The organism is Stenotrophomonas sp. 78350_Sma (assembly GCF_056482105.1).
Genome location: NZ_CM151182.1, coordinates 2,681,371 through 2,704,560 on the forward strand (window position 1 = coordinate 2,681,371; position 23,190 = coordinate 2,704,560).

Annotated in this window: 21 protein-coding genes; 9 read left to right on the plus strand and 12 right to left on the minus strand. The window is 68.2% G+C overall.

What is annotated here, in order from left to right; genetic code table 11:
* Nucleotides 1–71 precede the first annotated feature (71 nt).
* The 9 genes from ACZK4H_RS12485 to ACZK4H_RS12525 all read right to left on the minus strand — a co-directional run bounded on the left by ACZK4H_RS12485 (nt 72) and on the right by ACZK4H_RS12525 (nt 11,158).
* Nucleotides 72–830 (minus strand): 2,3-dihydro-2,3-dihydroxybenzoate dehydrogenase, encoded by a 759-nt coding sequence (locus tag ACZK4H_RS12485; protein ID WP_099553369.1) that lies wholly within the window; start codon nt 828–830, stop codon nt 72–74.
* A complete protein-coding gene (locus ACZK4H_RS12490) occupies nt 821–4,711 on the minus strand; it encodes an enterobactin synthase subunit F (RefSeq protein ID WP_099553367.1) in 3,891 nt (1,296 codons plus the stop codon). The genes ACZK4H_RS12485 and ACZK4H_RS12490 overlap by 10 nt, the downstream gene beginning before the upstream one ends.
* Nucleotides 4,708–4,965: a phosphopantetheine-binding protein gene (locus ACZK4H_RS12495; RefSeq protein WP_024958586.1), complete on the minus strand. Its 258-nt coding sequence runs from the start codon at nt 4,963–4,965 to the stop codon at nt 4,708–4,710. Before ACZK4H_RS12495 ends, ACZK4H_RS12490 begins: the two co-directional genes overlap by 4 nt.
* Nucleotides 4,965–5,597, minus strand: coding sequence for an isochorismatase family protein (locus tag ACZK4H_RS12500; RefSeq protein ID WP_024958585.1), 633 nt, complete (start codon nt 5,595–5,597; stop codon nt 4,965–4,967). The genes ACZK4H_RS12495 and ACZK4H_RS12500 overlap by 1 nt, the downstream gene beginning before the upstream one ends.
* The gene (locus ACZK4H_RS12505; RefSeq protein ID WP_099604051.1) at nt 5,597–7,249 is read right to left on the minus strand and encodes a (2,3-dihydroxybenzoyl)adenylate synthase; all 1,653 of its coding nucleotides are present in this window, start codon (nt 7,247–7,249) and stop codon (nt 5,597–5,599) included. The genes ACZK4H_RS12500 and ACZK4H_RS12505 overlap by 1 nt, the downstream gene beginning before the upstream one ends.
* Nucleotides 7,246–8,439: an isochorismate synthase gene (locus ACZK4H_RS12510; protein WP_099553363.1), complete on the minus strand. Its 1,194-nt coding sequence runs from the start codon at nt 8,437–8,439 to the stop codon at nt 7,246–7,248. The genes ACZK4H_RS12505 and ACZK4H_RS12510 overlap by 4 nt, the downstream gene beginning before the upstream one ends.
* Entirely contained in the window at nt 8,436–9,632 is a 1,197-nt protein-coding gene (locus ACZK4H_RS12515; RefSeq protein ID WP_099553361.1) for an MFS transporter, read from the minus strand. The genes ACZK4H_RS12510 and ACZK4H_RS12515 overlap by 4 nt, the downstream gene beginning before the upstream one ends.
* A 153-nt stretch (nt 9,633–9,785) precedes the next feature.
* Entirely contained in the window at nt 9,786–10,097 is a 312-nt protein-coding gene (locus ACZK4H_RS12520) for a DUF3817 domain-containing protein (RefSeq protein ID WP_099553359.1), read from the minus strand.
* Nucleotides 10,098–10,222: 125 nt separating this feature from the next.
* Entirely contained in the window at nt 10,223–11,158 is a 936-nt protein-coding gene (locus tag ACZK4H_RS12525; RefSeq protein WP_099553357.1) for a TIGR03571 family LLM class oxidoreductase, read from the minus strand.
* A 66-nt stretch (nt 11,159–11,224) separates the two neighbouring features.
* Between ACZK4H_RS12525 and ACZK4H_RS12530 the strand changes: the two genes are divergently transcribed.
* The 5 genes from ACZK4H_RS12530 to ACZK4H_RS12550 all read left to right on the plus strand — a co-directional run bounded on the left by ACZK4H_RS12530 (nt 11,225) and on the right by ACZK4H_RS12550 (nt 15,158).
* Nucleotides 11,225–11,674: a GNAT family N-acetyltransferase gene (locus ACZK4H_RS12530; protein WP_099553354.1), complete on the plus strand. Its 450-nt coding sequence runs from the start codon at nt 11,225–11,227 to the stop codon at nt 11,672–11,674.
* A 129-nt stretch (nt 11,675–11,803) separates the two neighbouring features.
* A complete protein-coding gene (locus ACZK4H_RS12535) occupies nt 11,804–13,324 on the plus strand; it encodes a thioredoxin family protein (protein WP_099553352.1) in 1,521 nt (506 codons plus the stop codon).
* Nucleotides 13,325–13,621: 297 nt separating this feature from the next.
* Nucleotides 13,622–14,251, plus strand: a complete 630-nt coding sequence (locus tag ACZK4H_RS12540) for a superoxide dismutase (protein WP_099553350.1) — start codon at nt 13,622–13,624, stop codon at nt 14,249–14,251.
* Nucleotides 14,248–14,823, plus strand: a complete 576-nt coding sequence (locus tag ACZK4H_RS12545) for a flavin reductase family protein (RefSeq protein ID WP_099553348.1) — start codon at nt 14,248–14,250, stop codon at nt 14,821–14,823. The genes ACZK4H_RS12540 and ACZK4H_RS12545 overlap by 4 nt, the downstream gene beginning before the upstream one ends.
* Nucleotides 14,823–15,158 (plus strand): tetratricopeptide repeat protein, encoded by a 336-nt coding sequence (locus tag ACZK4H_RS12550; protein ID WP_019659932.1) that lies wholly within the window; start codon nt 14,823–14,825, stop codon nt 15,156–15,158. Before ACZK4H_RS12545 ends, ACZK4H_RS12550 begins: the two co-directional genes overlap by 1 nt.
* Before the next feature lie 5 nt (nt 15,159–15,163).
* Here the strand turns inward: ACZK4H_RS12550 and ACZK4H_RS12555 are convergent, their stop codons facing one another.
* Both ACZK4H_RS12555 and ACZK4H_RS12560 read right to left on the minus strand, forming a co-directional pair.
* A complete protein-coding gene (locus ACZK4H_RS12555; RefSeq protein WP_099553346.1) occupies nt 15,164–16,312 on the minus strand; it encodes a fatty acid desaturase family protein in 1,149 nt (382 codons plus the stop codon).
* Between the two features lie 11 nt (nt 16,313–16,323).
* Nucleotides 16,324–17,394 carry a ferredoxin reductase gene (locus ACZK4H_RS12560; protein WP_050563255.1) on the minus strand — a complete coding sequence of 357 codons (1,071 nt, stop codon included), beginning with the start codon at nt 17,392–17,394 and terminating at the stop codon, nt 16,324–16,326.
* 92 nt (nt 17,395–17,486) lie between these two features.
* Here ACZK4H_RS12560 and fabR point away from each other — a divergent pair, with 92 nt between their 5' ends.
* The 3 genes from fabR (at nt 17,487) to ACZK4H_RS12575 (ending at nt 21,118) form a co-directional block, all read left to right on the plus strand.
* A complete protein-coding gene (gene fabR, locus ACZK4H_RS12565; RefSeq protein WP_099553343.1) occupies nt 17,487–18,143 on the plus strand; it encodes an HTH-type transcriptional repressor FabR in 657 nt (218 codons plus the stop codon).
* 277 nt (nt 18,144–18,420) lie between these two features.
* Nucleotides 18,421–20,580: a TonB-dependent receptor plug domain-containing protein gene (locus tag ACZK4H_RS12570; RefSeq protein WP_099553341.1), complete on the plus strand. Its 2,160-nt coding sequence runs from the start codon at nt 18,421–18,423 to the stop codon at nt 20,578–20,580.
* A complete protein-coding gene (locus ACZK4H_RS12575) occupies nt 20,570–21,118 on the plus strand; it encodes a thioredoxin-like domain-containing protein (protein WP_099553339.1) in 549 nt (182 codons plus the stop codon). Before ACZK4H_RS12570 ends, ACZK4H_RS12575 begins: the two co-directional genes overlap by 11 nt.
* Before the next feature lie 40 nt (nt 21,119–21,158).
* Here ACZK4H_RS12575 and mntR read toward each other — a convergent pair whose 3' ends face one another.
* A complete protein-coding gene (gene mntR, locus ACZK4H_RS12580) occupies nt 21,159–21,629 on the minus strand; it encodes a manganese-binding transcriptional regulator MntR (protein WP_005413716.1) in 471 nt (156 codons plus the stop codon).
* Nucleotides 21,630–21,746: 117 nt separating this feature from the next.
* On the opposite strand from mntR, the gene ACZK4H_RS12585 reads away from it, so the two are divergent.
* Nucleotides 21,747–23,078, plus strand: a complete 1,332-nt coding sequence (locus ACZK4H_RS12585) for an Nramp family divalent metal transporter (protein ID WP_099553337.1) — start codon at nt 21,747–21,749, stop codon at nt 23,076–23,078.
* Nucleotides 23,079–23,190: the final 112 nt, after the last annotated feature.

Sequence of the window (23,190 nt, forward strand, 5' to 3'; positions counted from 1 at the left end):
GAGGCAGAAAGCAGCCGAGCATGGGCTCGGCTCTACAACCCGCGATCCATTTCATCGCAGATGGGGTGCTATCACCCGCGCAGGGTGGCGCCGCCGTCGACGTACAGGTCACTCATCGCCACATGCCCGGCCTGCTCGGACAGCAGGAACATCACCGAGTGCGCGATGTCCTCCGGGGTGGCGAGTTTGCGCAGTGGAATGCCGGCCTTGTAGGTCTCCAGGTTGCCGGCGATCACCCGCTCGGCACCGTGGTCGTCCTGCCACATGCCGGTCTGCATCGGGGTCAGCGTTGAGCCCGGCGCGACGATGTTGCAGCGGATGCCCAGCGGCGCCAGTTCCAACCCAAGGCAGCGGGTGAACATGGTGGCCGCGGCCTTGGACGCGGCGTAGGCGGCCATGCCGTGCCGCGGCACGCCGGCCGCATTCGAGCTGACGGTAACTATTGCGCCCAGCCGGCGCGGCGACATCACCCGCGCCAGTGCACGACCGACGTGGAACACGCCATCGGCATTGACCGCGAACACCCGGCGCCAGTCATCGTCGCCGGTTTCGGTAACACTGCCCACATGCAGTACGCCGGCCACGCTGGCGGCCAGCATGATCGGCCCGATGCTGGACTCGACCTGGTCCACCAGGGCGTCGACGGCGGCGCTGTCGGTCACATCGAGTGCGAACGACCTGACCCGCGTATCGGCCACGTGTGGCGCCTCACGATCGGTCGCTACCACTGTGCAGCCGGCCTCGGCCAACAGCCGTACCAGTGCCTCTCCGATGCCACCGGATGCACCGGTCACCAAGGCTACACGGCCTTCAAAACCGGTCAACTGCATGTTGCGATCTCCTGTTGCTCGTCCCATTGGCGCAGGCGCGCCGACAACCACGGTGCCAGCTGCGCCACCGCATCGCGGCCGGTCAGTTCGGCGTGCAGGAACGGCAGCTCCAGCGCCTGCACCTTGCGCGCGTGGGTCCGCCACAACGCCGACTGCAGCTGTGGCCGCGCCTGGTGATCACGACCCGCACGGACGTGCACCAGCGTGCCGTCGAACGGTTGGTGGATGTGTTCGCGGATCAGTCGATTGGTGCCGGTCACCGCGCGCACCACGCCATCGAGCACCACCTCCGGCAGGCTGCCGAGTGCACTGCCGCCACGTCGCAGGAACGCCAGAATGCGTTCACGGCTGTCCAGTTCTGGATGCGCATCCGGATCGTGGCCGGCAATCGCCAGCAGTGCCCGCAATGCAGCGATGGCGTCGGGTTCCGGCTCGGCCCGCCAGCACTCGCTGGGATAGGCGTCCAGCAGTACCAGCTCGCCGACGTCGCGGCCGATCTCATGCAGGCGCACCGCCATCGCCTGGGCGAGGATGCCCCCCACCGACCAGCCCAGCAGGTGCACCGGCCCCTTCGGCTGCAATGCGGCCACGCGCTGTACGTAGTCGTTGGCCATCGCATCGATGCTGCTCGGCAGTGGCTGCCGCGCATCCAGTGCCGGCGACTGCAGGCCATACACCGGGCGTGCCGGCTGCAGTGCCCGGGCCAGGCTGCGGTAGTTCCAGGCGATGCCACCGGCCGGGTGCAGCACGAACAGCGGCGTGGCCCCGGCAGCTTCGGTCGCGGCCAGCGCGATCACCGGCCCCAGTGCGTGATCGGCCAGCGCGGGCGGCTCGGCAATGCGAACCGCCAGCGCGGCCACGGTGGGCTGCGCGAACAAGGCACCCAGACCCAGGTCGCAGCGCCAGCGCTGCTCGATGGCCAGCAGCAGGTGCACCGCCGACAGTGAGTCACCGCCGAGACTGAAGAAGTCCGCATCCACCGCCACCGGCGCCTCACGCCCGAGTGCCTGGGCAAACAGCAACGCCAGTTCCTGTTCCAACGGCGTGCGCGGCGCCAAGCCGGCAACTTCATGTTGCGGTGGCTTCGGCAACGCGTTGCGGTCGAGCTTGCCGTTGGCGGTCACCGGCCAGTGGTCCACACCGACAAACGCCGAGGGCACCATGTAGTCCGGTACGCGCGTGGCCAAGTGGCTGCGCAGCATCACGGCATCGGCAAGCGCGGTCGGCACATACGCCACCAGACGCGCTTCGCCGGGAGCATCCCGGCGCAGCAGCACTTCCACCCGCTCCATGCCGGGCAGTTCGCGCAGTGCCGCCTCGATCTCGCCCAGCTCGATTCGCAGGCCGCGCAGTTTCACCTGGTGGTCGCTGCGGCCCAGGTACTCCACCGCACCATCGTGGCGCCAACGGGCTACGTCGCCGGTACGGTAGATACGCTCGCCCGCCAGGAACGGATCCGCAAGGAAGCGCTCGGCAGTGAGATCATCGCGACCGAGATAGCCACGTGCCAGCTGCACGCCACCCAGGTACAGGTCACCGGCCACGCCCACCGGCACCGGCTGCATCCGGGCATCCAGCACGTACAGGCGGGTATTCCAGACCGGGAACCCGATCGGCACCGGCCGCGAGCGGTCCTGCGCCGACGCCGGCCAGTAGCTGACATCCACCGCAGCTTCGGTCGGGCCGTACAGGTTGTGCAGCTCTGCGTGCACGCGCGTGTGGAATCGGTCGCGCAATGAAGCGTCCAGCGCCTCACCGCTGGTGAACACCCGGCGCAGCTGCAGCCCTGCCGAGGCCGGCACGGCGAGGAAGGCATCGAGCATCGACGGCACGAAATGCGCCGTGGTGATGCCATGCCCACGGATCAAGCGCGCCAGTTCGGTGGGATCACGATGCGCGTCCGGCCCGGCGACCACCAGGGTGGCTCCACACAGCAGCGGCAGGAAGAACTCCCAGACCGAGACATCGAAGGTCGCCGGGGTCTTCAGCAGCACGCGGTCATCGGCGCGGATGCCGTAGTGCTCGCGCATCCACAGCAGACGGTTGACGATGGCACGGTGTTCGACGACCACGCCCTTGGGTTCGCCGGTCGAACCGGAGGTATAGATCACATAGGCCGCATCGCTGGGCGCTGGATCGGCCCATGGCGCGGCGAAACTCAGCGCGGTCCATTGCTCCGGCGCGAGCACCGGTACGCCAGCCATGCGCGCCGAAACCTCCGCGGCGGCCAGTACGCACACCGGCTGCGCCGAGGCGAGAACACGCGCCAGGCGCTCATCGGGATGGGCAAGGTCCAGCGGCAGGTAGGCGGCTCCGGCACGCAGCACCGCCAGCAGCGCGATCACCAGCTCCAGCGAGCGCGGCAATGCCACCGCCACCACGCTGCCCGGGCCGACATCCATCGCCCGCAGCTGTGCCGCCAGCGCGAAACTGCGCGCTTCCAGCGTTGCGTAATCCAACGCAGTGTCGCCGAACACCAGCGCCGGTGCGTGCGGGTCCCGATCCATGCCCTGTTGCAGCAGCTCGACCAGGGTCGTCTCCGGCAATGCGTGCGCGGTGGCATTGAAACCGTGCAGCACCTGCTGCGCCTCCTCGGGCGTCGCCAGAGGAACGGCTGCGATATCGTCAGCCTGCAGTGCCGCCGACACGAAGTGCAGCAGCCGCGCCGCGTGCGCCTCGACATCGTCGCGACTGTACAGCGCGGGATTGGCCTCGATCTCCAGATCCAGAAGGTGCTGGCCATCGCCACGGAAGCCCAGTGTCAGATCATCCACCGGCCCGGTGCACAGCACCTCCAGCGTCGCCTGCACGCCGGTCAGCGCCAGCGGCTTGTAGAACGGCTGCACATTCACCAGCGGGCCGTGCAGACGCTGCTGCGCGCCGACCAGGCCCAGGTCCCGGCGTAGTTGCTCACCGCGGTAGCGGCCGTGCTTGCGGCCCTGGCTGAGCTGGCGACCCAGGCCGCGGGTAAAGGCCTCGACGCTGCCCTCGCCGGCCGCCACGCGCAGCGGCAACACGTTCATCACCATCGCCGGCACCCGCGCCGACGCGTTGCCGAGCCGCCCCATGTAGGGCACGCCCAGCACCACTTCATCGGCGGCGCTCATCCGCCGCAGGTACTCGGCCGACAACGCCGCCAGCACATCCGGCCAGGGCTGCAACCAGCGTACCGATGCCTGCAGCAACTGCTCACGGAACGCCGCATCGAGCGGCTGCACCCAACGCAGCGCGTCGTCACTGGCAGCGAGCGTACCCGCCAGTCCTACGCCCGCCGGTGCACCTTGCATATGCTCACGCCACCACTGCCCGGCCTGCGCGCGGTGCGGGTCGGCACGATAGGCTGCATCATCGGCCAGCACGCCCGTCAGCCCCGGCAGTGGCTCACCCATGCGGCCGGCATACAACGCGCACACGCGATCAGTGAACAGCGCCATGCCGTAGCCATCGGCGGCCAGATGATGCACCCGCAGGTACCAGACCCAGCGCTGCCCGCCCAGTTCAAGCAGCACCTGCTGGCTGATCCGGTCGCGGGTGGGGTCGACCGGGCTCATCCGGTCAGCCTGCATCAGGCTGCGTGCCGCAGCGGCGGCATCCGCCTCGGCGGAAACATCACGCACCGAAAGCAGCGGCACGTGTGCCGGGTCATGCCACTGCTGCGGCTGGCCATCGGCTCCTTCGGCAAACCGCAGCGCAAAGGCCTGGGCCTCGCCCGCGGCCTGGTCTGCCGCTGCAACGAACGCGGCCACGTCCAGCGGGCCATCGATCCACACCGCATGCGCGGTATTGAATGACGGGTTGTCCGGTGCCAGCCGCTGTGCGAACCACAGTCCGGCCTGGGCCTCGGTCAATGCCACCGGCGTGGCCAGCGCGACGGCGTTCATGCGTTCTGCGCGGCCTGCAGCGTCTGCACCACGTTCCACCACTGGCGCAACGTGGTGTGCTCGGCCAGCTGCGAGAACTCCAGCGGCAGGCCGGTGTTGCCCCAGGCCAGCACCAGGCCGAGCATGCGCATCGAGTCCAGGTCCAGGTCGATCAGGTTGTCGTCGTCACCGATCTCTGCCGGCGCGCACTCCAGAACGCGCGCCACGTCAGCACGCATCCGCTCCAGATCCAGCACCTCACCCGTGGCAGCCATCACAGCACCTCCAGCAGCTGGTCGGTGGTCATCGGCACCCCGCTGGTGCGCGCGATCCAGTGCAGCGCCTGATCGTGATCGGCACGCGAGAAGTCCGCCACCGCATCGGCGGCGATGAAGGCCTCGATATCGCGCTGGAAGGCTTCCACCACGGTCGCGGTGCAGCCGATATGGGCGTACACGCCGGTGACCAGCAGCTGGTCGCGGCCACGTACCCGCATCAGTGTTTCAAGGTTGCTGCGCTGGAAGGCGCTGTAGCGGTGCTTCACCAGCACGTGCTCGCCCGGCTGCGGTGCCAGCGCCTCGATGATCGGTTCATGGTCGGCGCTGCGACGCATGCCCGGTCCCCACAGGTCGGCCTGCAGGCCACGGTCACGGCGGTCCTGGTCGCCATGCTGGGCCGTGTAGAACACCGGAATGCCGTGCGCGCGGCAATGCGCCAGCAGGCGTGCGATGTTGTCCACGGCCGGCCGCAGCGGGGCGTTGCCGGCGTCGAACGCAGCCAGGAAATAGCGCTGCATGTCGTGTACCAGCAGCGCGACGCGATCGCGCTGCGGGCGCCACGGGCCGCGTGCCTGTGGCAGCTCGGCGGCAGTCGGCAAGGGGTAATCGGTGATACGGGGCAGCGCCATCAGCGCGTTCCTCCTGTCTGTTGCAGATGACGCGCACGCAACTGCGCGCGCAGTTCGCGGCGGCTGATCTTGCCGACCGCGGTGGTATCGAAGCTGTCGACGAACACGACCTGGTCGGGCACCTTGAACGCCGCCAGGCCACGACCGCGCATCCAGGACTTCAGCGCCGGCGCCTTGAACGGCTCGCCCTGCGGAATCACGAAGGCGCAGCTGCGCTCGCCCAGATACTCATCGGGAATGGAGACCACGGCGGCATCGAACACGCCCGGATGTGCCAGCAAGTGGTCTTCGATCTCCTCGGCGGAGATCTTTTCGCCGGCACGGTTGATGTGGTCACCGGCGCGGCCCTGCACCACCAGGTAGCCCCCGGGCAGCTGCTGCACGCGGTCGCCGGTGCGATAGAAGCCATCGTCGGTGAACGAGCGCGCATTGGCCACCGCATCGTTGTGGTAGCCGCGGATGGTGTAGGGGCCACGGGTGAGCAGATGCCCCACCTCGCCTTCGGCCACCGGCTGGTCATGGTCATCGACCACGCGCACTTCGTCATCCGGGCTGATCGGCCGGCCCTGGCAGGCGACGATCAGCTCCTCCGGGTCATCCAGCCGTGTGTAGTTGACCAGGCCTTCGGCCATGCCGAACACCTGCTGCAGCGTGCAGCCAAGGCCGTCGATCACCCGCCGTGCGGCTTCCGGCACCAGCTTGGCGCCGCCTACCTGCAGTACCTGCAGGCTGGACAGGTCATGCTTGCTCGTAGCCGCGGCCTGCGCCCACAGCAGCGCCAGCGGCGGCACCAGGCCGCAGCAGGTTACCTGCTCGCGGGCGATCAGCGGGAAGGCCGCATCCGGCCCGGGGCCGGGACTGAGCACCACGCGGGCACCGGCATACAGCGCGCCGAAGAAGCCGGGCGAGCTCATCGGGAAATTGTGCGCGGCCGGCAGCGCGACCAGATAGACGCTGTCGCGGTCGATGCCGCAGAGGTCATTGCTGGCGCGGAACGAATAGATGTAGTCGTCGTGGGTACGCGGAATCAGCTTGGACAGCCCGGTGCTGCCGCCGGAAATCTGCAGGAATGCCACCGACTGCGGGTCCGGATCGGCCGGCAGCTGGCTGCGATCGCCCTGCAGTGCCTCCAGCGCGATGAACTCCGCCGCATCGCCGTCGATCACCACATGGCGCACGGCTGGCACTTCGGCCTGCAGCGCCCGCGCCAACCCGCGATGATCGAAGCCATCGTGCAGCTCGGTGGTGATGTAGGCACTGGCTTCGGCCTTGCTGGCGAAGTGCACCAGCTCGGTGATCCGGTGCGCCGGCAGCGCGTACACCGGCACCAGGCCGGCACGGAACAGACCGCAGACCGTAGTGATGAAGCCTGCCGTGTTGCCCAGCTGCACCAGCACCCGCTCGCCCGGCTGCAGGCCGAGTGCCAGCAGGCCGGCACCGATGCGTCCGGCCTCATGCCACAGCTGCGCGTAGCTCAGGCGGACATCACCGGCGACCACCGCGATGTCGTCGGCATAGCGTTCTGCACGTTCGCGCAGGAACGCCGGGAAGGTCTCGCCACGCCAATAGCCGGCCTCGCGATAGCGCGCCACCAGCGCGTCGGGCCACACCTGCTGCAGTGGCAGGCGGGAGGAATCAGCGGAGGTGTTCATGCTGCGGGCTCGACGGCAGGCGCGGATTCATGGACACCCAGCGCGTTCAACAGGGCAGCGAACTTCGCTGCGGTTTCGGCCACCTCGGCCTCGGGGTGCGACTCGGCGACGATGCCGGCACCGGCATACAGGCGCAGCTGCCTGCCCTGCAGGCGCGCGCAGCGGATCGCCACGTACCAGTCACCGTCACCCTGCGCGTCCAACCAACCCACGGCACCGGCGTAGAAGCCGCGCGGCACCGGTTCCAGCTCGCGGATGCGCTGCAGCGCCGTCAACCGCGGCGTACCGCAGACCGCCGGCGTGGGGTGCAGCTGCGCCAGCAGTTCGGCGGCCGGCGTCTGCGGATCCTTCAGGGTGGCGTGGATGCGGGTGCCCAGGTGCCACATGCTGGCGGTGGCATGCAGCACCGGGCGCGGCTGCGCATCGATGTGGCTGCAGTACGGTGCCAGGCCCTCGACGATGGCTTCGACCACGTGGCGGTGCTCGTCGTGGTCCTTGGTCGAGGCCAGCAGCGCCTGCGCCGCACGCTCGTCCTCGGCGGCATCGGCACTGCGCCGCGCGGAGCCCGCCAGCGGATGTGACAACAGTTCGGCGCCGCGCTTGCGCAGCAGCAGTTCCGGGGTCGCCCCCACCAGCCACGCCGGGGCCTGGCCCAGCTCCACCGGCAACGGCACCGCGTAGGTCGCCACCGACGGATCCGCGCCCAGGCGTGCCAGCAGCACATCCGGAGACAGCGCCTGGCGGGTATGTGCCAGCAGGCTGCGCGCCAGCACCACCTTCTGCAGGCTCAGTTCGGGCGCACGCAGTACCTGCACCGCAGCAGCCACCGACGCCGCGTACGCATCCGGCGCGGGCTCGGCGCGCAGGGCGCCGTCCAGCGGCGGTGCGGCCTGCGGCTGCAGTGCCAGCGCCGGCAGCAGGCGCTCGGGCTGGAACAGCGCATCGTCCGCACGCGGCTCGAACGGCACGGCGCCAACCAGCAGGCCCGGGCCGCCACGCTGCTGGGCAAAGAAATCCGAAACACGTTCTGCCAGTGTCGCCAGTGCACCGGCCGGCAGCGTGGCGCGGCAGCCGCGTGCATGCACGTGCTGGCCCGCATGCTGCAGCAGGAACAGCGACGCGTCGTCGGTGCTCTCCTGCGGCGCTGGCGCGGCCTCCGGCCACGCGCCCGGCATAAGGGAATCGTTCATGGGGTCTCCTTCATCCGATGCGCCGCAGCCAGCGCGCACAGCAACAGCAGCAGCGCACCGACCAGCAGGTAAGGCAGGCTTGGCCCGCCGCGATACAACAGCGTGCCGAGCATCGGCCCGGCCACCATGCCCAGCCCCTGCGCGGCAGCGACGGTGCCCGCGGCGGCGCCCTGTTCGTGCGCTTCCACCGCATCGGCGGCCAGCGCCTGGAACGAGGGGAATACGAAGCCCATGCCGAACGCTGCCAGCGCATAGGCTGCCGGCAACTGCCAAGCCTGCTGCACGCCTGCCACCGAAGCGAAGCCGATGCCGGAAATCAGGGCACCCAGGACGATCCAGCGGCGTGGATGTACCTCCAGCTTCATCACCAGCGCCTGCGCCAGGATCAGGCCGACGCCAACGGCGGTGAGTGCAATGCCAGCCATGCGTGCACCGGCCGCCGCATCCAGGCCCAGGCGATCAATCGCGAAGAAGCCGACCGTGACCTGCGCGATGGTCACCGAGACCATGGCGATGAACGCTGCCAGCTGCGGCAGGCGCAGCCGCGTGTCGAGGCGGTTCATCGGCGTGCGGCGCTGTGAGGACGCGCCCACCACGGGCGGCGTGGCCGGCAGCCGCCAGGCCAGCAACGCCAGTGCCAGCAACGGCAGCAGCGCGGCCACGTACAGCGCCAACGACAGGTTCGTATAGGCCAGCCAGCCCGCGGCGGCCGGGCCGAGCACCATGCCCAGCGCGTTGGCGCTGCCCAGGCGGGCGAGGAATTTCGCACGTTGGCCGGTCGGTGCCTTGTCGGCGATCAGCGCGGCTGCGGTAGGAGGCACCGCCGCGTAGAACAGGCCGATCAGGCCACGCGCGCCGACCAGCACCAGCACTGACACCAGTACCGGCGGCACCGCCTGCAGGGCGACGTCGATGAACACCGCCAGCGCGATGTAGACCACGGTGTAGGCACTCATCGCCAGCATCAGCACGCGCTTGCGGCCGATGCGGTCGCTGAGTTGGCCCCAGGGGCGCGCGGCCAGCATCCACAACACGCCTGCGGCGGTGACCGACAGGCCGGCATGCCACTCGGACAAGCCGAGCATGCGGACCACCGGGCCGATCACGGCGACGAAGGACATCATCGCCATGGTGCCGATCAGGGCAGCCAACACCAGCGCCGGCAAGCCGGGAACGACGGGACGTGCGTGCATGGAACACCAGCCGTAACAGGAAAGGATGGGCGGGCGCACCTGCGCGCCCTACCCGGCACCGGCCCTGCTCAGGACCAGACACCATCCTTAAATGATAACGGCTCGTATTTGCATTTGATACCCATTCTCTTGAATGGGCATGCAACAGTGGGTTCAGCGCATTGCACGCAGACCCAGCAGGCCACGGCGCTTGAACCACCATTCCAGCGGCAGCGTCACCAGCGGCGGGATGGCTGCCAGCAGCGCCAGCGCACTGGCCCACCACGGCCAGCGCAGGCGCACCGCCGCGAACAGGGTGACTGCCACGTAGACCAGGAAGGCCGCGCCGTGCAGCGGCCCGAACAGCTTCACCAGCGCCACGTTGGCCATCGGGCCGTACTTCATCCACATGCCGATGAGCAGGCCGGCCCAGGTCACGGCCTCGATGAAAGCGACAGCCGCGAACAGGCGTCCGGTCGGGTGCATGGGGGAACGTTGGGTCACGCGAAGCTCCGGCATCGGGATATCAAATGCGAATGATACGCAGATGCGAACCCCATGTAGAATCGAGCCGTCCTCGACTGCTGGAGCGTGTCCACCAAGGAGGACACCTACCGGAGCACATGCGGCAGAACCTGCTCCCCGATCTCACGCAGCACCGCGTCCATCGGCCGCCCGTTGTCGACCAGGTTGAACATCACGTGCGCCACGCCCTGCGCATGCACGCGCAGCAGGTAGTCACGCAGGCCATCGCGGCCGACCTTCAGGCCCAGCGGCAGCGGCTCGGCGGGCGCCTGCGGATCGGCCTGCAGATCCAGCAGCATCGACTGCACGAACGGCTTGCCTGGGCCGCCGCGTTGCGCCAGCGCTTGCTGCCACAGGCCGATGCGCCCCTCCTGCGCGGCCTCCTCGCGATGATAGGTGGCCCAGCCTTCGGCCTCGCGCGCGATCCACTGCAGGCTCTGCCGTGCAGTGCCCACCACCAGCATCGGGATGCGGGTTGCCGGCGCCGGCAGCACGTCGAAGCCACCGGTCGCCCGCACTACGACGGTCCGCTCATCGGCCTCCGGTGACAGCGCCGCGCGCAACAAGGTCCAGCGCTCACGGAAGGTCGCCGCCCTGCCCTCCAGATCCTCGCCGAATGCGGCGAATTCTTCCGGGCGGTCACCCGAACCCAGGCCCAGTACGAAGCGTCCGCTGCTGATCCGGTCCAGGCTCAAGGCCGATTTCGCCACCTGCAGCGGCTGCCGCAATGGCAGCACGATGGCCGCGCTGCCGACCACGATGCGCTCGGTCGCAGCGGCCAGCATGCCCAGCCACAGGAACGGATCGTCCAGCGCGCTCGCTGTCGCGTCCGGACCCTGCGGCACCATCAGCGGGACATCACGCGTCCACAACGCGGCAAAGCCCAGGTCATCGGCCAGTCGTGCGATGCGTCGGGCGTCATGCGGATCGGCCAGCCCATGTGACGCCACCGGCGTCATCAGGCCCAGGCTCAGGCCCTGCTGCGGAAACAAGGCAGCATAAGCAGGATTGAAATCACTCATGCCGCCAGCTTAGCGTGCAGGCCTGCGGCAACGATGACGCGCCGCCCACCACCGGAAGAACACTGCATGCCGAGGATCCGCCCTGCCCACGTCGATGACCTGCCCGCGATCAGCGCGGTGTGCCTGGCTGCGTTCACTGCGGCGGTGGCGCCTTCGCTCAGTGCGGCCGGCATCGCCACCTTCGGCAGTGTTGCCGCCGCCGAAGCGTTCGGCGCGCGCCTGCAGGGTGACAACCACATCCTGGTGACCGAGCAGGACGGTCGCGTCGTCGGCGTGATCGAACTGAAGGAAGGCCGGCACCTGGCGATGCTGTTCGTCGATCCCGCCTGCCAAGGCCAAGGCATCGGCCATGCTTTGTTCGAGGCGGTGCTTCCGCAGGTGCGCGAGCCGGTCGTGACCGTGCGCGCCTCGCTCAATGCGGTGCCAACCTACCTGCGCTACGGCTTCGCGCTGGACGGCGAGGTCGGCGAGTTCAATGGGTTGGTGTATCAGCAGATGGTGCGGGCAGCGACCTGAAGGCATCCTCCCGGCGTTGCCCGGCGATGCCCGGTGGGCGTCATGCCCTGCAGCACGCCCGTCATAAGCAAACTGAATCAGCAGGCCCCCCGGCGGTTCCTACAATGGCCTGTCACCCTGCCCTTCGAGATGCTGCCGATGCGCGTCGCGCTTTCCGTGTTGCTGCTGGCTTCGGCGCTGAGCGCCTGCACCCCGGCCCCGGTTTCCACCGCCAACTCCGCCGAGGCGCCCGCGTTGGCCAAGGAAATCTCCTGGCGCCAGGGCGATGTGGACGATGCCTTCGCCGAAGCCGCCGACAGCGGCAAGCCGGTGCTGCTGTACTGGGGCGCGGTCTGGTGCCCGCCGTGCAACCAGCTCAAGGCGGGCCTGTTCAAGGACCCGGCCTTCATCGCGCTGACCAGCAAATTCGTTCCCGTCTACCTGGACGGCGACGAGGAAGGTGCGCAGGCCTGGGGCGAGCGCTTCGGCGTACGCGGCTATCCGACACTGATCGTGCTGGACCCACAGCGCAACGAAATCACCCGTGTAGCCGGTGGAAACGATGCGGCCGAACTGACCCGCGCATTGACCGTGGCCGCCGGCCGTCGCAGCGCGGTCGCCGCTACGCTGGCCACCGCGCTCGCCACGCCGGACAGGCTGGCCGCCGAGGATTGGCAGGTGCTGGGCGACTACGGCTGGGAAGTGGACGCCAATCGCCTGGCCGGTGAGCGCAAGAGTGCCGACGTGCTGCGCCAGCTTGCCAGAACCGCACCGGATGCCGCCCTGCAGCGCCGCTTCACGCTGCTTGCCTTGGCAACGGCCGAAAAGCCCGATGCCTCGCCCACCGAAGTACGCGAGCTGCTGCAGGCGGTGCTGGCGCAACCGGCGGAAGTGCGCCGCAACCGTGAGTTGCTGGGCTATGCAGGCGTGCAGCTGGTCAAGCAGGCCAGTGCCGGGCCGGCCACCAGAAATACGCTGGGACAGCAGCTGCTGGTCGCGCTGGAGCGCGCAGATGCCGAGCGCGGCGACCGCGCCGACGACGCGTTGTCGCGTGCGCTGACCGAAGTATCCCTTGCCCGCCAGCAGCAGCCGAAGGGTGGATTGCCCGCCGCGCTGGTTGATCGGGTCAAGCAGCGCGTGGCTGCTGCCGATGCCGCCGCCACCGATGCGCATGCACGCCAGGCCACGATCAGCAGCGCGGTCTATGCCCTGCGCCAGGTCGGTGACGACGCAGGTGCCGAGGCGCTGCTGCTGGCCGAGCTGAAACGCAGCGAGCAGCCGTACTACTACATGCCCGAGCTGGCCGAACTGGCCGAGCAGCGCGGCGACACCGCCGGTGCGCTGGAGTGGTTGAAGCGTGCCTACGACGGTGCCCAGGGCCCGGCCACCCGCGTGCAATGGGGCGTGCTGTACGTGGAGGGCCTGCTGAAGCTGGCGCCGGACGACGCACCACGCATCGAGCAGGCCACCGCATCGCTGATCGCCGAACTGGAAGCGCAGCCGTCGGGTTACCACCAGCGTACCCGCCAGCGCTTCGAGCGCCTGGCCGGGCAGTTGAAGACGTGGAGCGGCAAGCACCAGGGTGCGGAGACGCTGGCGCGGCTGCAGCAGCGGATGCAGCAGGCATGCGGTGACCCGGTGGATGGTGCGTGCAAGGACTGGTTGAGCTGAGTTGATGAAAGCGCTGGCGGCGGGTTCACCTGCCGGCGCTTTTGTTGATACGTGTGGCAGGGAGCGCGGGCAGCACATCAGCGCGCCGGGGAGGTTCGAAGAGCGGGTTCTGGTAGTGCCGGCCGCTGGCCGGCAACCCGACCTTCGCTGATTGCCGGCCAGCGGCCGGCACTACCATGCCGCTCTTGCTCCCTTTCACGCATTTCAATCCTTCCCCTTGACCTCAACCAATATTGAGGTGCGATAACGATCTCCCCACGGCCAGCCCCTCTGGCCTTCCCCACGGAGATTGCTTCGATGTCGTACTCGCTTCCCCCGCTCCCCTACGCCTACGACGCCCTCGAGCCGCACTTCGATGCGCGGACGATGGAGATCCACCACAGCAAGCACCACCAGACCTACGTCAACAACCTCAACGCCGCCATCGAGCAGGCCGGCATCGCCGAGCAGCCGGTCGAGGCACTGATCGCCCGGCTCGATACCGTGCCCGAGGCCCAGCGCGGCGCCATCCGCAACAACGGCGGTGGCCACGCCAACCACAGCCTGTTCTGGACCGTACTCAGCACCAACGGTGGTGCACCCGATGATGAGCTGGCCGCCGCCATCGACCGCGATCTTGGCGGCTTCGATGCCTTCAAGGATGCCTTCACCAAGGCGGCGCAGACCCGCTTCGGCAGCGGCTGGGCCTGGCTGACCAGCGATCGCGATGGCCGCCTGCAGGTGGAAAGCAGCGCCAACCAGGACAGCCCGCTGATGGGTGCAGCCGTGGGCCTGTCCGGCAACACCCCGATCCTCGCACTGGATGTCTGGGAACACGCCTACTACCTGCACTACCAGAACCGTCGCCCGGACTACATCGGTGCGTTCTTCAACATCATCAACTGGGCCGAGGTCGGCCGGCGCTACCGCCAGGCCAGGGCCTCATGAGCGCCGAGACACTGCCGTACGCTGGGCCGTGGGCGGGGGTCTTCCCCGCCCCGGCGCCGGTGCCGTCGGTCGAGATGCCGCCGCGTGCCCTGCGGCGGCTGCTCGGCCACTTTCCTACCGGCGTGGCCATCGTCTGCACGCGCGACGCGCAGGGCAAGCCCATCGGCCTGACCATCAATTCGTTCGTGCCGGTGTCATTGCAGCCGCCCCTGGTGCTATGGAACCTGGCGTTGCACGCGCAGAGTCTGTCCACCTTCCAGCGCGCCACCCGCTTTGCGATCAGCGTGCTGGCGGCCGACCAGGAAACGCTGGCCCGGCGCTTCGCCGATCCGCAGGTACGCAACCGCTTCGACGGCCTGGCATTGCTGGATGACGGCGAGGACGCCCCACCGCGCATCGCCGGTGCGGTCGCCCATCTCACCTGTACCCGCCACGCGATGTGGCCGGTGGGCGATCACCTGCTGCTGGCCGGACGCATCATCGAGGTTCACGAGAACGGCGGCGCCCCGCTGCTGTTCCATCGTGGCCGCTTCCAGCCCGGTCCCACCGAACTGCTGGTGGAGGTGCGTTGATGAACATCGAAGCCCTGGAATGCATGCTTGCCAACGGCAAGGACGGCGCACTGCTGCGCTTCGGCCTGGGCAAGGGCTGGCTGGATGCCGGCAACCCGGTACGCGCGGCGACCCATCTGGGCCGTTGCGTGGTTCTTGATCCGCAGTACTCGGCGGCCTGGAAGCTGCTGGGCAAAGCCTGGCTGGCCAGTGGCCAGCCGCAGGCGGCGCGCGAAGCATGGCAACGCGGCCTGAGCGTGGCCGGCAGCAAGGGCGACCAGCAGGCACGCAAGGAAATGCAGGTGTTCCTGCGACGCCTGGACCGCGAACAGGCGGCCCTGGCGAAGGCGGGCTGAGTCGATCAGCCCGCGTTGGCCGATGCCGGTGCGGACATGATGTCCGACATCGGCAGGCGGCGCGGCTTGCTCGGGAACGCGTGGCGCAGGATGCGCCAGACCACCTGGCCGAACTGGCGCGGCAGCGAGCCGTTGTTGTAGTGCTGGCCGTAGCGGCGGCAGATGTCCTTCACTTCCTTGGCAATGGCCGCATAGCGGTTGGCCGGCAGGTCCGGGTAGAAGTGGTGCTCGATCTGGTGGCTGAGGTTGCCCGACAGCACGTTGATCAGGAAGCCGCCGCTGATGTTGGACGAACCGCGCAGCTGGCGCAGGTACCAGTGGCCACGCGATTCATTGCGCAGGCACTCCTTCGGGAAGGTTTCCGATTCGGCGGTGAAGTGCCCGCAGAAGATGATCACGTAGGTCCAGATGTTGCGCAGGCCGTTGGCCACCATGTTGCCCAGCATCACGGTGAGGAAGAACGGGCCGGCCAACAGCGGGAAGAACACGTAGTCCTTCAGCACCTGGCGGGCCATTTTCCGCGCCACCGGGCGGGTCTGCAGCCACATCGCACGGCCACTGATACGCCCCTTCAGCCAACGGCCCAGGCGCAGGTCCTGCGCGGCCACGCCCCACTGGAACAGCAGCGCGAAGATCGGCGCGATGATCGGCTGCAGCAGGTAGAACGGCTTCCAGCGCTGTTCCGGGAAGATGCGCAGCAGGCCGTAGCCGATGTCATCGTCCATGCCGCGCACATTGGTGTAGGTGTGGTGGCGGAAATTGTGGGTCTTGCGCCAGTTGTCGGCGGTGGCAACGATGTCCCACTCGTAGGTATTGCCGTTGAGCTTGGGGTCGCCGGTCCAGTCGAACTGGCCGTGCATCACGTTGTGGCCCAGTTCCATGTTCTCCAGGATCTTGGACAGCGCCAGCAGCAGCGTGCCGGTGATCGCGGCCGGCCACAGCAGCGGCATCCAGAACAGCGGCGAGAACGCCGCCAGGAACAGCAGGCCACGGCCGCCCACGCCGAACCAGCGCACGGCGGCGGCCACGCGGCGGATATAGCGGGTATCGGAGGCACCGAGGCTGTCGATCACACGGTCGCGGATCGCGTCGAGTTCCTCGCCGAAGGCATGCATCTCGGCAGTACTCAAGGCACGGTCGGTAGCGCGGGTCATGGCAGGCGTCCTCAGAGATCCAGGGTCAGGTCGGTGGTCGGTGCGCTCACGCAGATCCGCACCGGCTGTGCCGATTCGGACTGCAGGTCGCCGGTGCGCAGGTGGCGGGTGGCGCCACTGACGCGATCACAGGTGCAGGTGTTGCAGATGCCCATGCGGCAACCGTGCTTGGGCTTGATGCCATGCGCTTCCAGGCTTTCCAGCAGCGAGCGGCCACGTGGCACGCTCAGCTGGCGGCCACTGCGGGCCAGGGTCAGCGACACTTCACCCTCACTGCTGGCATCGCGCAGCGGCGCCGGCGGGGTGAAGGCTTCGGCCTGGAAGCCGGCCACCTGGTGCGCCAGGCGTTCGCGCGCGGCGGCAACGAACCCATCCGGGCCGCAGGCCAGCACATGGCGCTGCGCCAGCGGCGTGTCATCGCCCGCCACCTGCAGATCGTGGGTATCGATGCGCGCGGCCGGCGCCTCACCCTCGCGGGTGGTCAGCAGGTGCACGCGCAGGTTCGGATGTGCCGCGGCCAGCGCCTGCAGCTCATCACGGAACTGCAGATGGGCAGCGGTGCGCTCCCAATAGAACAGGTCCACCGGTGCTGCCAGCGGGCGCTGGCAGGCGTCGCGCAACAGGCTGCGCATCGGCGTGATGCCACTGCCGGCAGCCAGCAGCAGCACCGGCGCCGCGGCCGGCATATGGAACTCGCCGAAGGCGGCATCGAGGCGGAACAGTTCGCCCGGCTGCGCGTGGTTGACCAGATGCTGGCTGACCCGGCCGCCGTCGATCGCCTTGACGGTGATCGCCAGCTCGCGCCGACCCAGTGCGGTAGGACTGTAGCTGCGCTGCCACAGGCGTCCTTCAATCTCGACGCCGAGGGTGACGTGCTGGCCAGCGCGCATGCCGGCCCAGTGCCGGTTGGTGCGCAGGACCAGGGTCGCCGCGCCCTCGCCGGCCGGCTCACGCCGGACCAGGCGGGCCACCGGCTCGCGCAGGGTCCACAGGGGATTGAGCTGGCCCGCCCAGAAATCGAACAGCGACGGCGAAACCCAGCGGTACGGAGAGAACAGGGACGGACGGACGACAGCGCTCATGAGCGAACTATACGGGCGCACATACACCTGTGTATACATGTGTATATTGAACCGGATTGGGTATGATTCAGCCTCGCCCCACCGGAACCCCCATGGCCGCCGCCACCGCCTTGTCGACGCGCGAAGATGCCAACAGCCCGGCCCGCCGCACGGTGAGCCGCGAGGATCTGCTGGCCGCCGCCCTGAAACTGATCGGGCCGCACCGGAGCCTGTCCACGCTCAGCCTGCGCGAAGTGGCACGTGAGGCCGGCATCGCGCCGAACAGCTTCTACCGGCAGTTCCGCGACATGGATGAGCTGGCCGTGGCGCTGATCGACGCCGCCGGCCGCTCGCTGCGCACCATCATTGGCGAGGCCCGCCAGCGCGCCACCTCCACCGCCACCAGCGTGGTGCGGGTCTCGGTCGAGACCTTCATGGAGCAGCTGCGCGCCGACGACAAGCTGCTGCACGTGCTGCTGCGCGAGGGTGCAGTCGGCTCGGACGACTTCAAGCACGCGGTCGAACGCGAGCTGCACTACTTCGAGGAAGAGCTGCAGCACGACCTGGTGCGGCTGGCCGCACTGGATGGCGCCGTACTGCATGCCCCGGAACTGGTGGCCAAGGCCATTACCCGGCTGGTGTTCGCGATGGGCGCTACCGCCATGGACCTGCCGCCGGAAAAGGATCCGGAACTGGTTGAACAGATCTCCACGATGATCCGCATGATCATTGTCGGCGCCCGTACCCCCGCCGCGTTCCGCCGCGGCTGACGATCGCCCCCTGGGGTCGGATCCCTTTCCAAAGGAAGGGGCTCTGACTCCAGCCTCTCTGCCCGCACGGCAACTCCATCCTCCGGACATGACCACCGGCAGGGTTAGGCCCCTGCGTGTAATGTTATAACACAACCATGATGTGACTCGGCCGGCGCTCCACTCGGAATTGCTGCGGCTTCGTTATATAGCACTTGCTATATTCATAAGCCACTGCTTTTATATGCGTCAGCCAGGTCGCCCTCGCCGCCTTTCTTCCCCCAAGGACGACGCCCTCATGCCCGTTGCCACACCCCTCTTCCATCGGCTGCCCCTGGCCGCCGCCATTGCCCTGACCCTGCCGCTGCCCGCGCTAGCCGCCACCCCGCGACCGACCGAACTGGACCGCGTGCAGGTGAAGGTCAGCACTGCCACCCGCAGCGAACGCCTGCTATCCGATGTCCCGATCCGCACCGAAGTGCTGCGCAAGGAAGACATCGCGCTGCGCGCGGCCACCGACTTCTCGCGCGCCGCCGAGCTGATCAACGGCCTGCGCGTGGAAAGCAACTGCCAGAACTGCAATACCAGCGAAGTGCAGCTGCTGGGCCTGCCGGGAGCGTACAACCAGCTGTTGTTCGATGGCATTCCGCTGCTGTCCACGCTTGGCAGCGTCTATGGCCTGGAGCAGATTCCGGCCGGGTTCGTCGATCGCATCGAAGTGGTCAAGGGCGGTGGCTCGGCGCTGTACGGCCCGGGCGCGGTGGCCGGTGTGATCAACCTGATTCCGCCGCTGCCGGCACGTAGCGGCGGACATGCGCAGGCCGGCGTGGACGCACTGAAGGGCACGCCGCAGAAGAATGCCGACGTGCGCCTGGACCTGGTGGCGAAAGACGCCGACGCCGGGCTTTCAGTGATTGCCCAGCGCAACTGGAACAGCGGCATCGACTACAACGGTGACGGCTACACCGAAATCACCCGCAAGAACCTCAAGGTCGGCGGACTGCAGGCCTGGTACGCGCCCACGCCGGGCACGCGGCTGCGCCTGGACCTGCAGGTGACCGATGAAACCCGCCGCGGAGGCAACCGCCTGGACCAGCCCGAGTACCTGGCCAACATCGCCGAATCGCTGGATACGAAGTACCGGCGCGGTAGTGTGTCGTGGGACCAGGAGATCAATGCCGACGTCGATTTCCGCCTGGCCTACGCCTTCGCCGACATCGACCGCGACAGCTTCTATGGCGGTCTGGGCGACGTTGTCACCGATCCGTCCGCACCCGGCTATGACCCCTCGCAGCTGGACCCGAACGTAGCCGGCAGCGCGGCCTCGCGTTCGTGGCGCCAGTACGGCCGCACCCACAATCCGCTGCACTACATCGACAGCCAGTTGAACTGGCGGTTGGGCGCGCACGCGCTGGCCTTCGGCGTGCAGTACAAGCACGAGGCACTGCGCGACGACAACCGCACCGGTGACGGGCAGCGCCTTGCGGTGCTGGAGGACGCCACCTTCCACAACCTGGGCGCCTTCATCCAGGACGAGTGGAGCCTGCGCGACAACGTCGATCTGGTGCTGGGTGCACGCGTGGACAAGAGCTCGGAGCTGGACAACGCGGTGTTCTCGCCGCGCATCGCGCTGGCCTGGCAGGCCACGCCGAACCTGAAATGGCGCGCTGGCGTCGCCACCGGCTTCCGTGCACCGGAGATATTCGTCGAGGACGTGCATGTCGATACGCTGGGTGGCGAGCAGGTGCGCGTGCGCAACACCGATGGCCTGAAGGAGGAGCGCGCGCTGACCACCCTGTTCGGCTTCGACTGGCGTTCGGACCCGGCCAATCCGGTGTGGAGCTGGGATGCTACCGCCTCCTATGCGCGCATCCGCGACACCTTCGCACTGGGTGAGATCCAGCGCGGCGATGACGGACAGCTGAGCCAGCTGCGCTACAACGCTTCCGGCTCCAACGTGCTGGGCGCGGAAACCAACCTGGGTTGGCAGCCGTCGCCGCAATGGCGCCTGACCGCCGGGGCTTCGTGGTACCGCTCGCGCTTCCGCGAACCGCAGCGCATCTTTGACGACACCGGCGACGGTGGCGACACCGTCATCGAAAGCCGCGACTACCTGAAGACCCCGCGCTGGACCGGTCTGGCCCAGCTCAGCTGGATGCCCGCCGAGCCGTGGGAGACCTTCGTCGCGCTGCGCCATACCGGCCCGATGTCGGTACTGAACAACCGGTTGGGCGAGCTGCACCGCACGCGTTCGTTCCTGGTCACCGACCTTGGTGCGCGCTGGCACCGGCATCTGGGCGCGCAGGCGCAGCAGGAAGTGTCGGTGGCTGCAGGCGTCAAGAACGTCTTCGATCAGCGCCAGAAGGATCTGGAGGTGGGCGCGCTGCGTGACAGCGACTACGTCTACGGACCGCGTTTCGCGCGCTCCTGGTACGTCAACCTTCGCTATGCGTTCTGATCCACTACGAGCGCTGTTGCTGGCCTGTGCCGTGCTGCTGGCCGCACCGGCGATGGCTGCGGACCTGCACGCGCAGGTCTCGGCCTCGCTGATGCGGCCGGAACAGCGTTCGCTGCGGCCGATGCAGTGGACGCCGTCGCCGAAACTGGTGGCACTGTACTTCGGTGCCGACTGGTGTGCACCGTGCCATGCCTTCGTACCCACGCTGCGCAGCGTGCGCGATGCGCTGCGCGAGGCTGGCGCCGATACCGAAGTGGTGTACGTCAGTCTGGATGAGAGCGAGAGCGCGCTGCGCCGCTACATGCACGCGCAGGAGATGCCGTGGCCGGTACTGGACCCGCGCCGCGCCGCACGAATGCCGGCGCTGCAGGCATTGGCCGGGCTGGCACCGCCGAATCTGGTGCTGATCGATGCCGACGGCAAGGTGTTGGCCAATGGCTGGCAAGGCCGGCGCTATGAAGGCCTGCAGCCGGTATTGAAGGAATGGACGAAACAGGCGTGTGCGCAGGAACAGGCACGCTGCCCGCCTGGATTGTAGGGTCGCGCGAAATGCCGCCGGGCATGGCCCGGCGCTACCGTTACGGCGCCCCGCCCTCGGCCTTGCGCACGAAGGCTTCAAACAACGCCAGCGTCTGCTCGCTCACATGGTGCTCGATGCCCTCGGCATCGCGCCGCGCGGTATCGGCGTCCACGCCCAGCGCCAGCAGGAAACGCTCCACGGTCTGGTGACGCTGGCGGCTGGCATGTGCCAGCGCCTCGCCTTCCGGGGTCAGGAACACGCCGCGGTACGGCCGCTGCACCACCCAGCCATCGCGGGCCAGGCGCCGCAGCATCTTCGCCACCGTGGGCTGGGCCACGCCCAGGCGGGTGGCGATGTCGACCTGGCGAGCCTCGCCGCCGTCGGCCAGCAGGTCCGAGATCAGCTCGACATAGTCCTCCACCAGCTCCATCCGGTGCGCCTCGCGCACTTGGCGAAAGCTCTCGACCTGGCGCTCGGCCTCGATCAAGGGGGTGCTTTTCAGCGATGTCGAATCGTCGGTCTTGCCCACGCCTGCGCCTGTCCTTCCGGGGTGATCCGGTGTTGAACCTGAATTCTGGACCAGTAACGCGATAAAGACGATTGTTTCACATTGCTAATGACTATAGCATGAGCTATATTCGAGCCCATGAACACCCTGGCACCCCGCGACCCTTCGGCCTCCACTGCGGCCAGCCTGGGCGCGCTCAACGCCTCGGTGGCGGTGCCCGACAAGGGGCACTGGTGGTTCCGCCTGCTGGCCTTCCTCGGCCCGGGCTACATGATCTCGGTCGGCTACATGGACCCGGGCAACTGGGCCACCGACCTCGCCGGCGGTTCGCGCTTCGGCTACCTGCTGCTGTCGGTCATCCTGATTTCCAACCTGATGGCGGTGATCCTGCAGGCGCTGTCGGCGCGGCTGGGCATCGCCACCGGCATGGACCTGGCGCAGGCCTGCCGCGCGCGTTACCCGAAGCCGGTGAACCTGGCGCTGTGGGCGCTGTGCGAGGCGGCGATCATCGCCTGCGACCTGGCCGAAGTGATCGGCACCGCGATCGCATTGAAGCTGCTGTTCGACCTGCCGCTGCTGTGGGGCGCGGTGATCACCGCACTGGACACGCTGCTGGTACTGCTGCTGATGAACCGCGGCTTCCGGGCACTGGAAGCCTTCGTGATCGCGCTGCTGATGGTGATCTTCGGCTGCTTCATGGTGCAGATCGCCCTGGCCGCACCGCCGGTGATGGACGTGCTGGGCGGATTCATTCCGCGCGCGCAGGTAGTGACTGATCCGCACGCGCTGTACATCGCGATCGGCATCATTGGTGCCACGGTGATGCCACACAACCTGTACCTGCATTCGTCCATCGTGCAGACCCGCGCCTATCCGCGCACCGACGAGGGCCGTCGTAGTGCCCTGCGCTGGGCGGTGACCGACAGCACCCTTGCGCTGACCCTTGCACTGTTCATCAACGCCAGCATCCTGATCCTGGCCGCAGCGGTGTTCCATGCCAACGGCCGATTTGATGTGGAAGACATCGAGCAGGCCCACCAGCTGCTGGCGCCGATGCTGGGCGTGGGCGCAGCGGCGACGTTGTTCGCGGTCGCCCTGCTGGCCTCCGGTCTGAATTCGACAGTGACCGCCACGCTGGCGGGCCAGATCGTGATGGAAGGCTTCCTGCACCTGCGCCTGCCGCCGTGGCTGCGGCGGCTGATCACGCGGGCGCTGGCCATCATTCCGGTGGTGGTGGTGATCATGCTGTTCGGCGACCAGGGCGCGGTAAAGCTGCTGGTACTGAGCCAGGTGGTGCTGTCGATGCAGCTGCCGTTCGCGATCATCCCGTTGGTGCGGATCGTGACCGACAAGGTGACGATGGGCGCGCTGGTGGCCCCGCGCTGGCTGGGCGCGATGGCCTGGGTGATCGCGCTGGTGATCGTGGTGTTGAACGTGAAGCTGCTGGTGGATACCTTCAGCGGCGCGTGACGCGAAATGCAGGGGTCGGATCCATTGCCACGGGCAAGGGCTCCGACCCCGTCGATCGACAGGCAGCCGAGCATGGGCTCGGCTCTACAGTAAATTCCACGCCGTGCGTCGC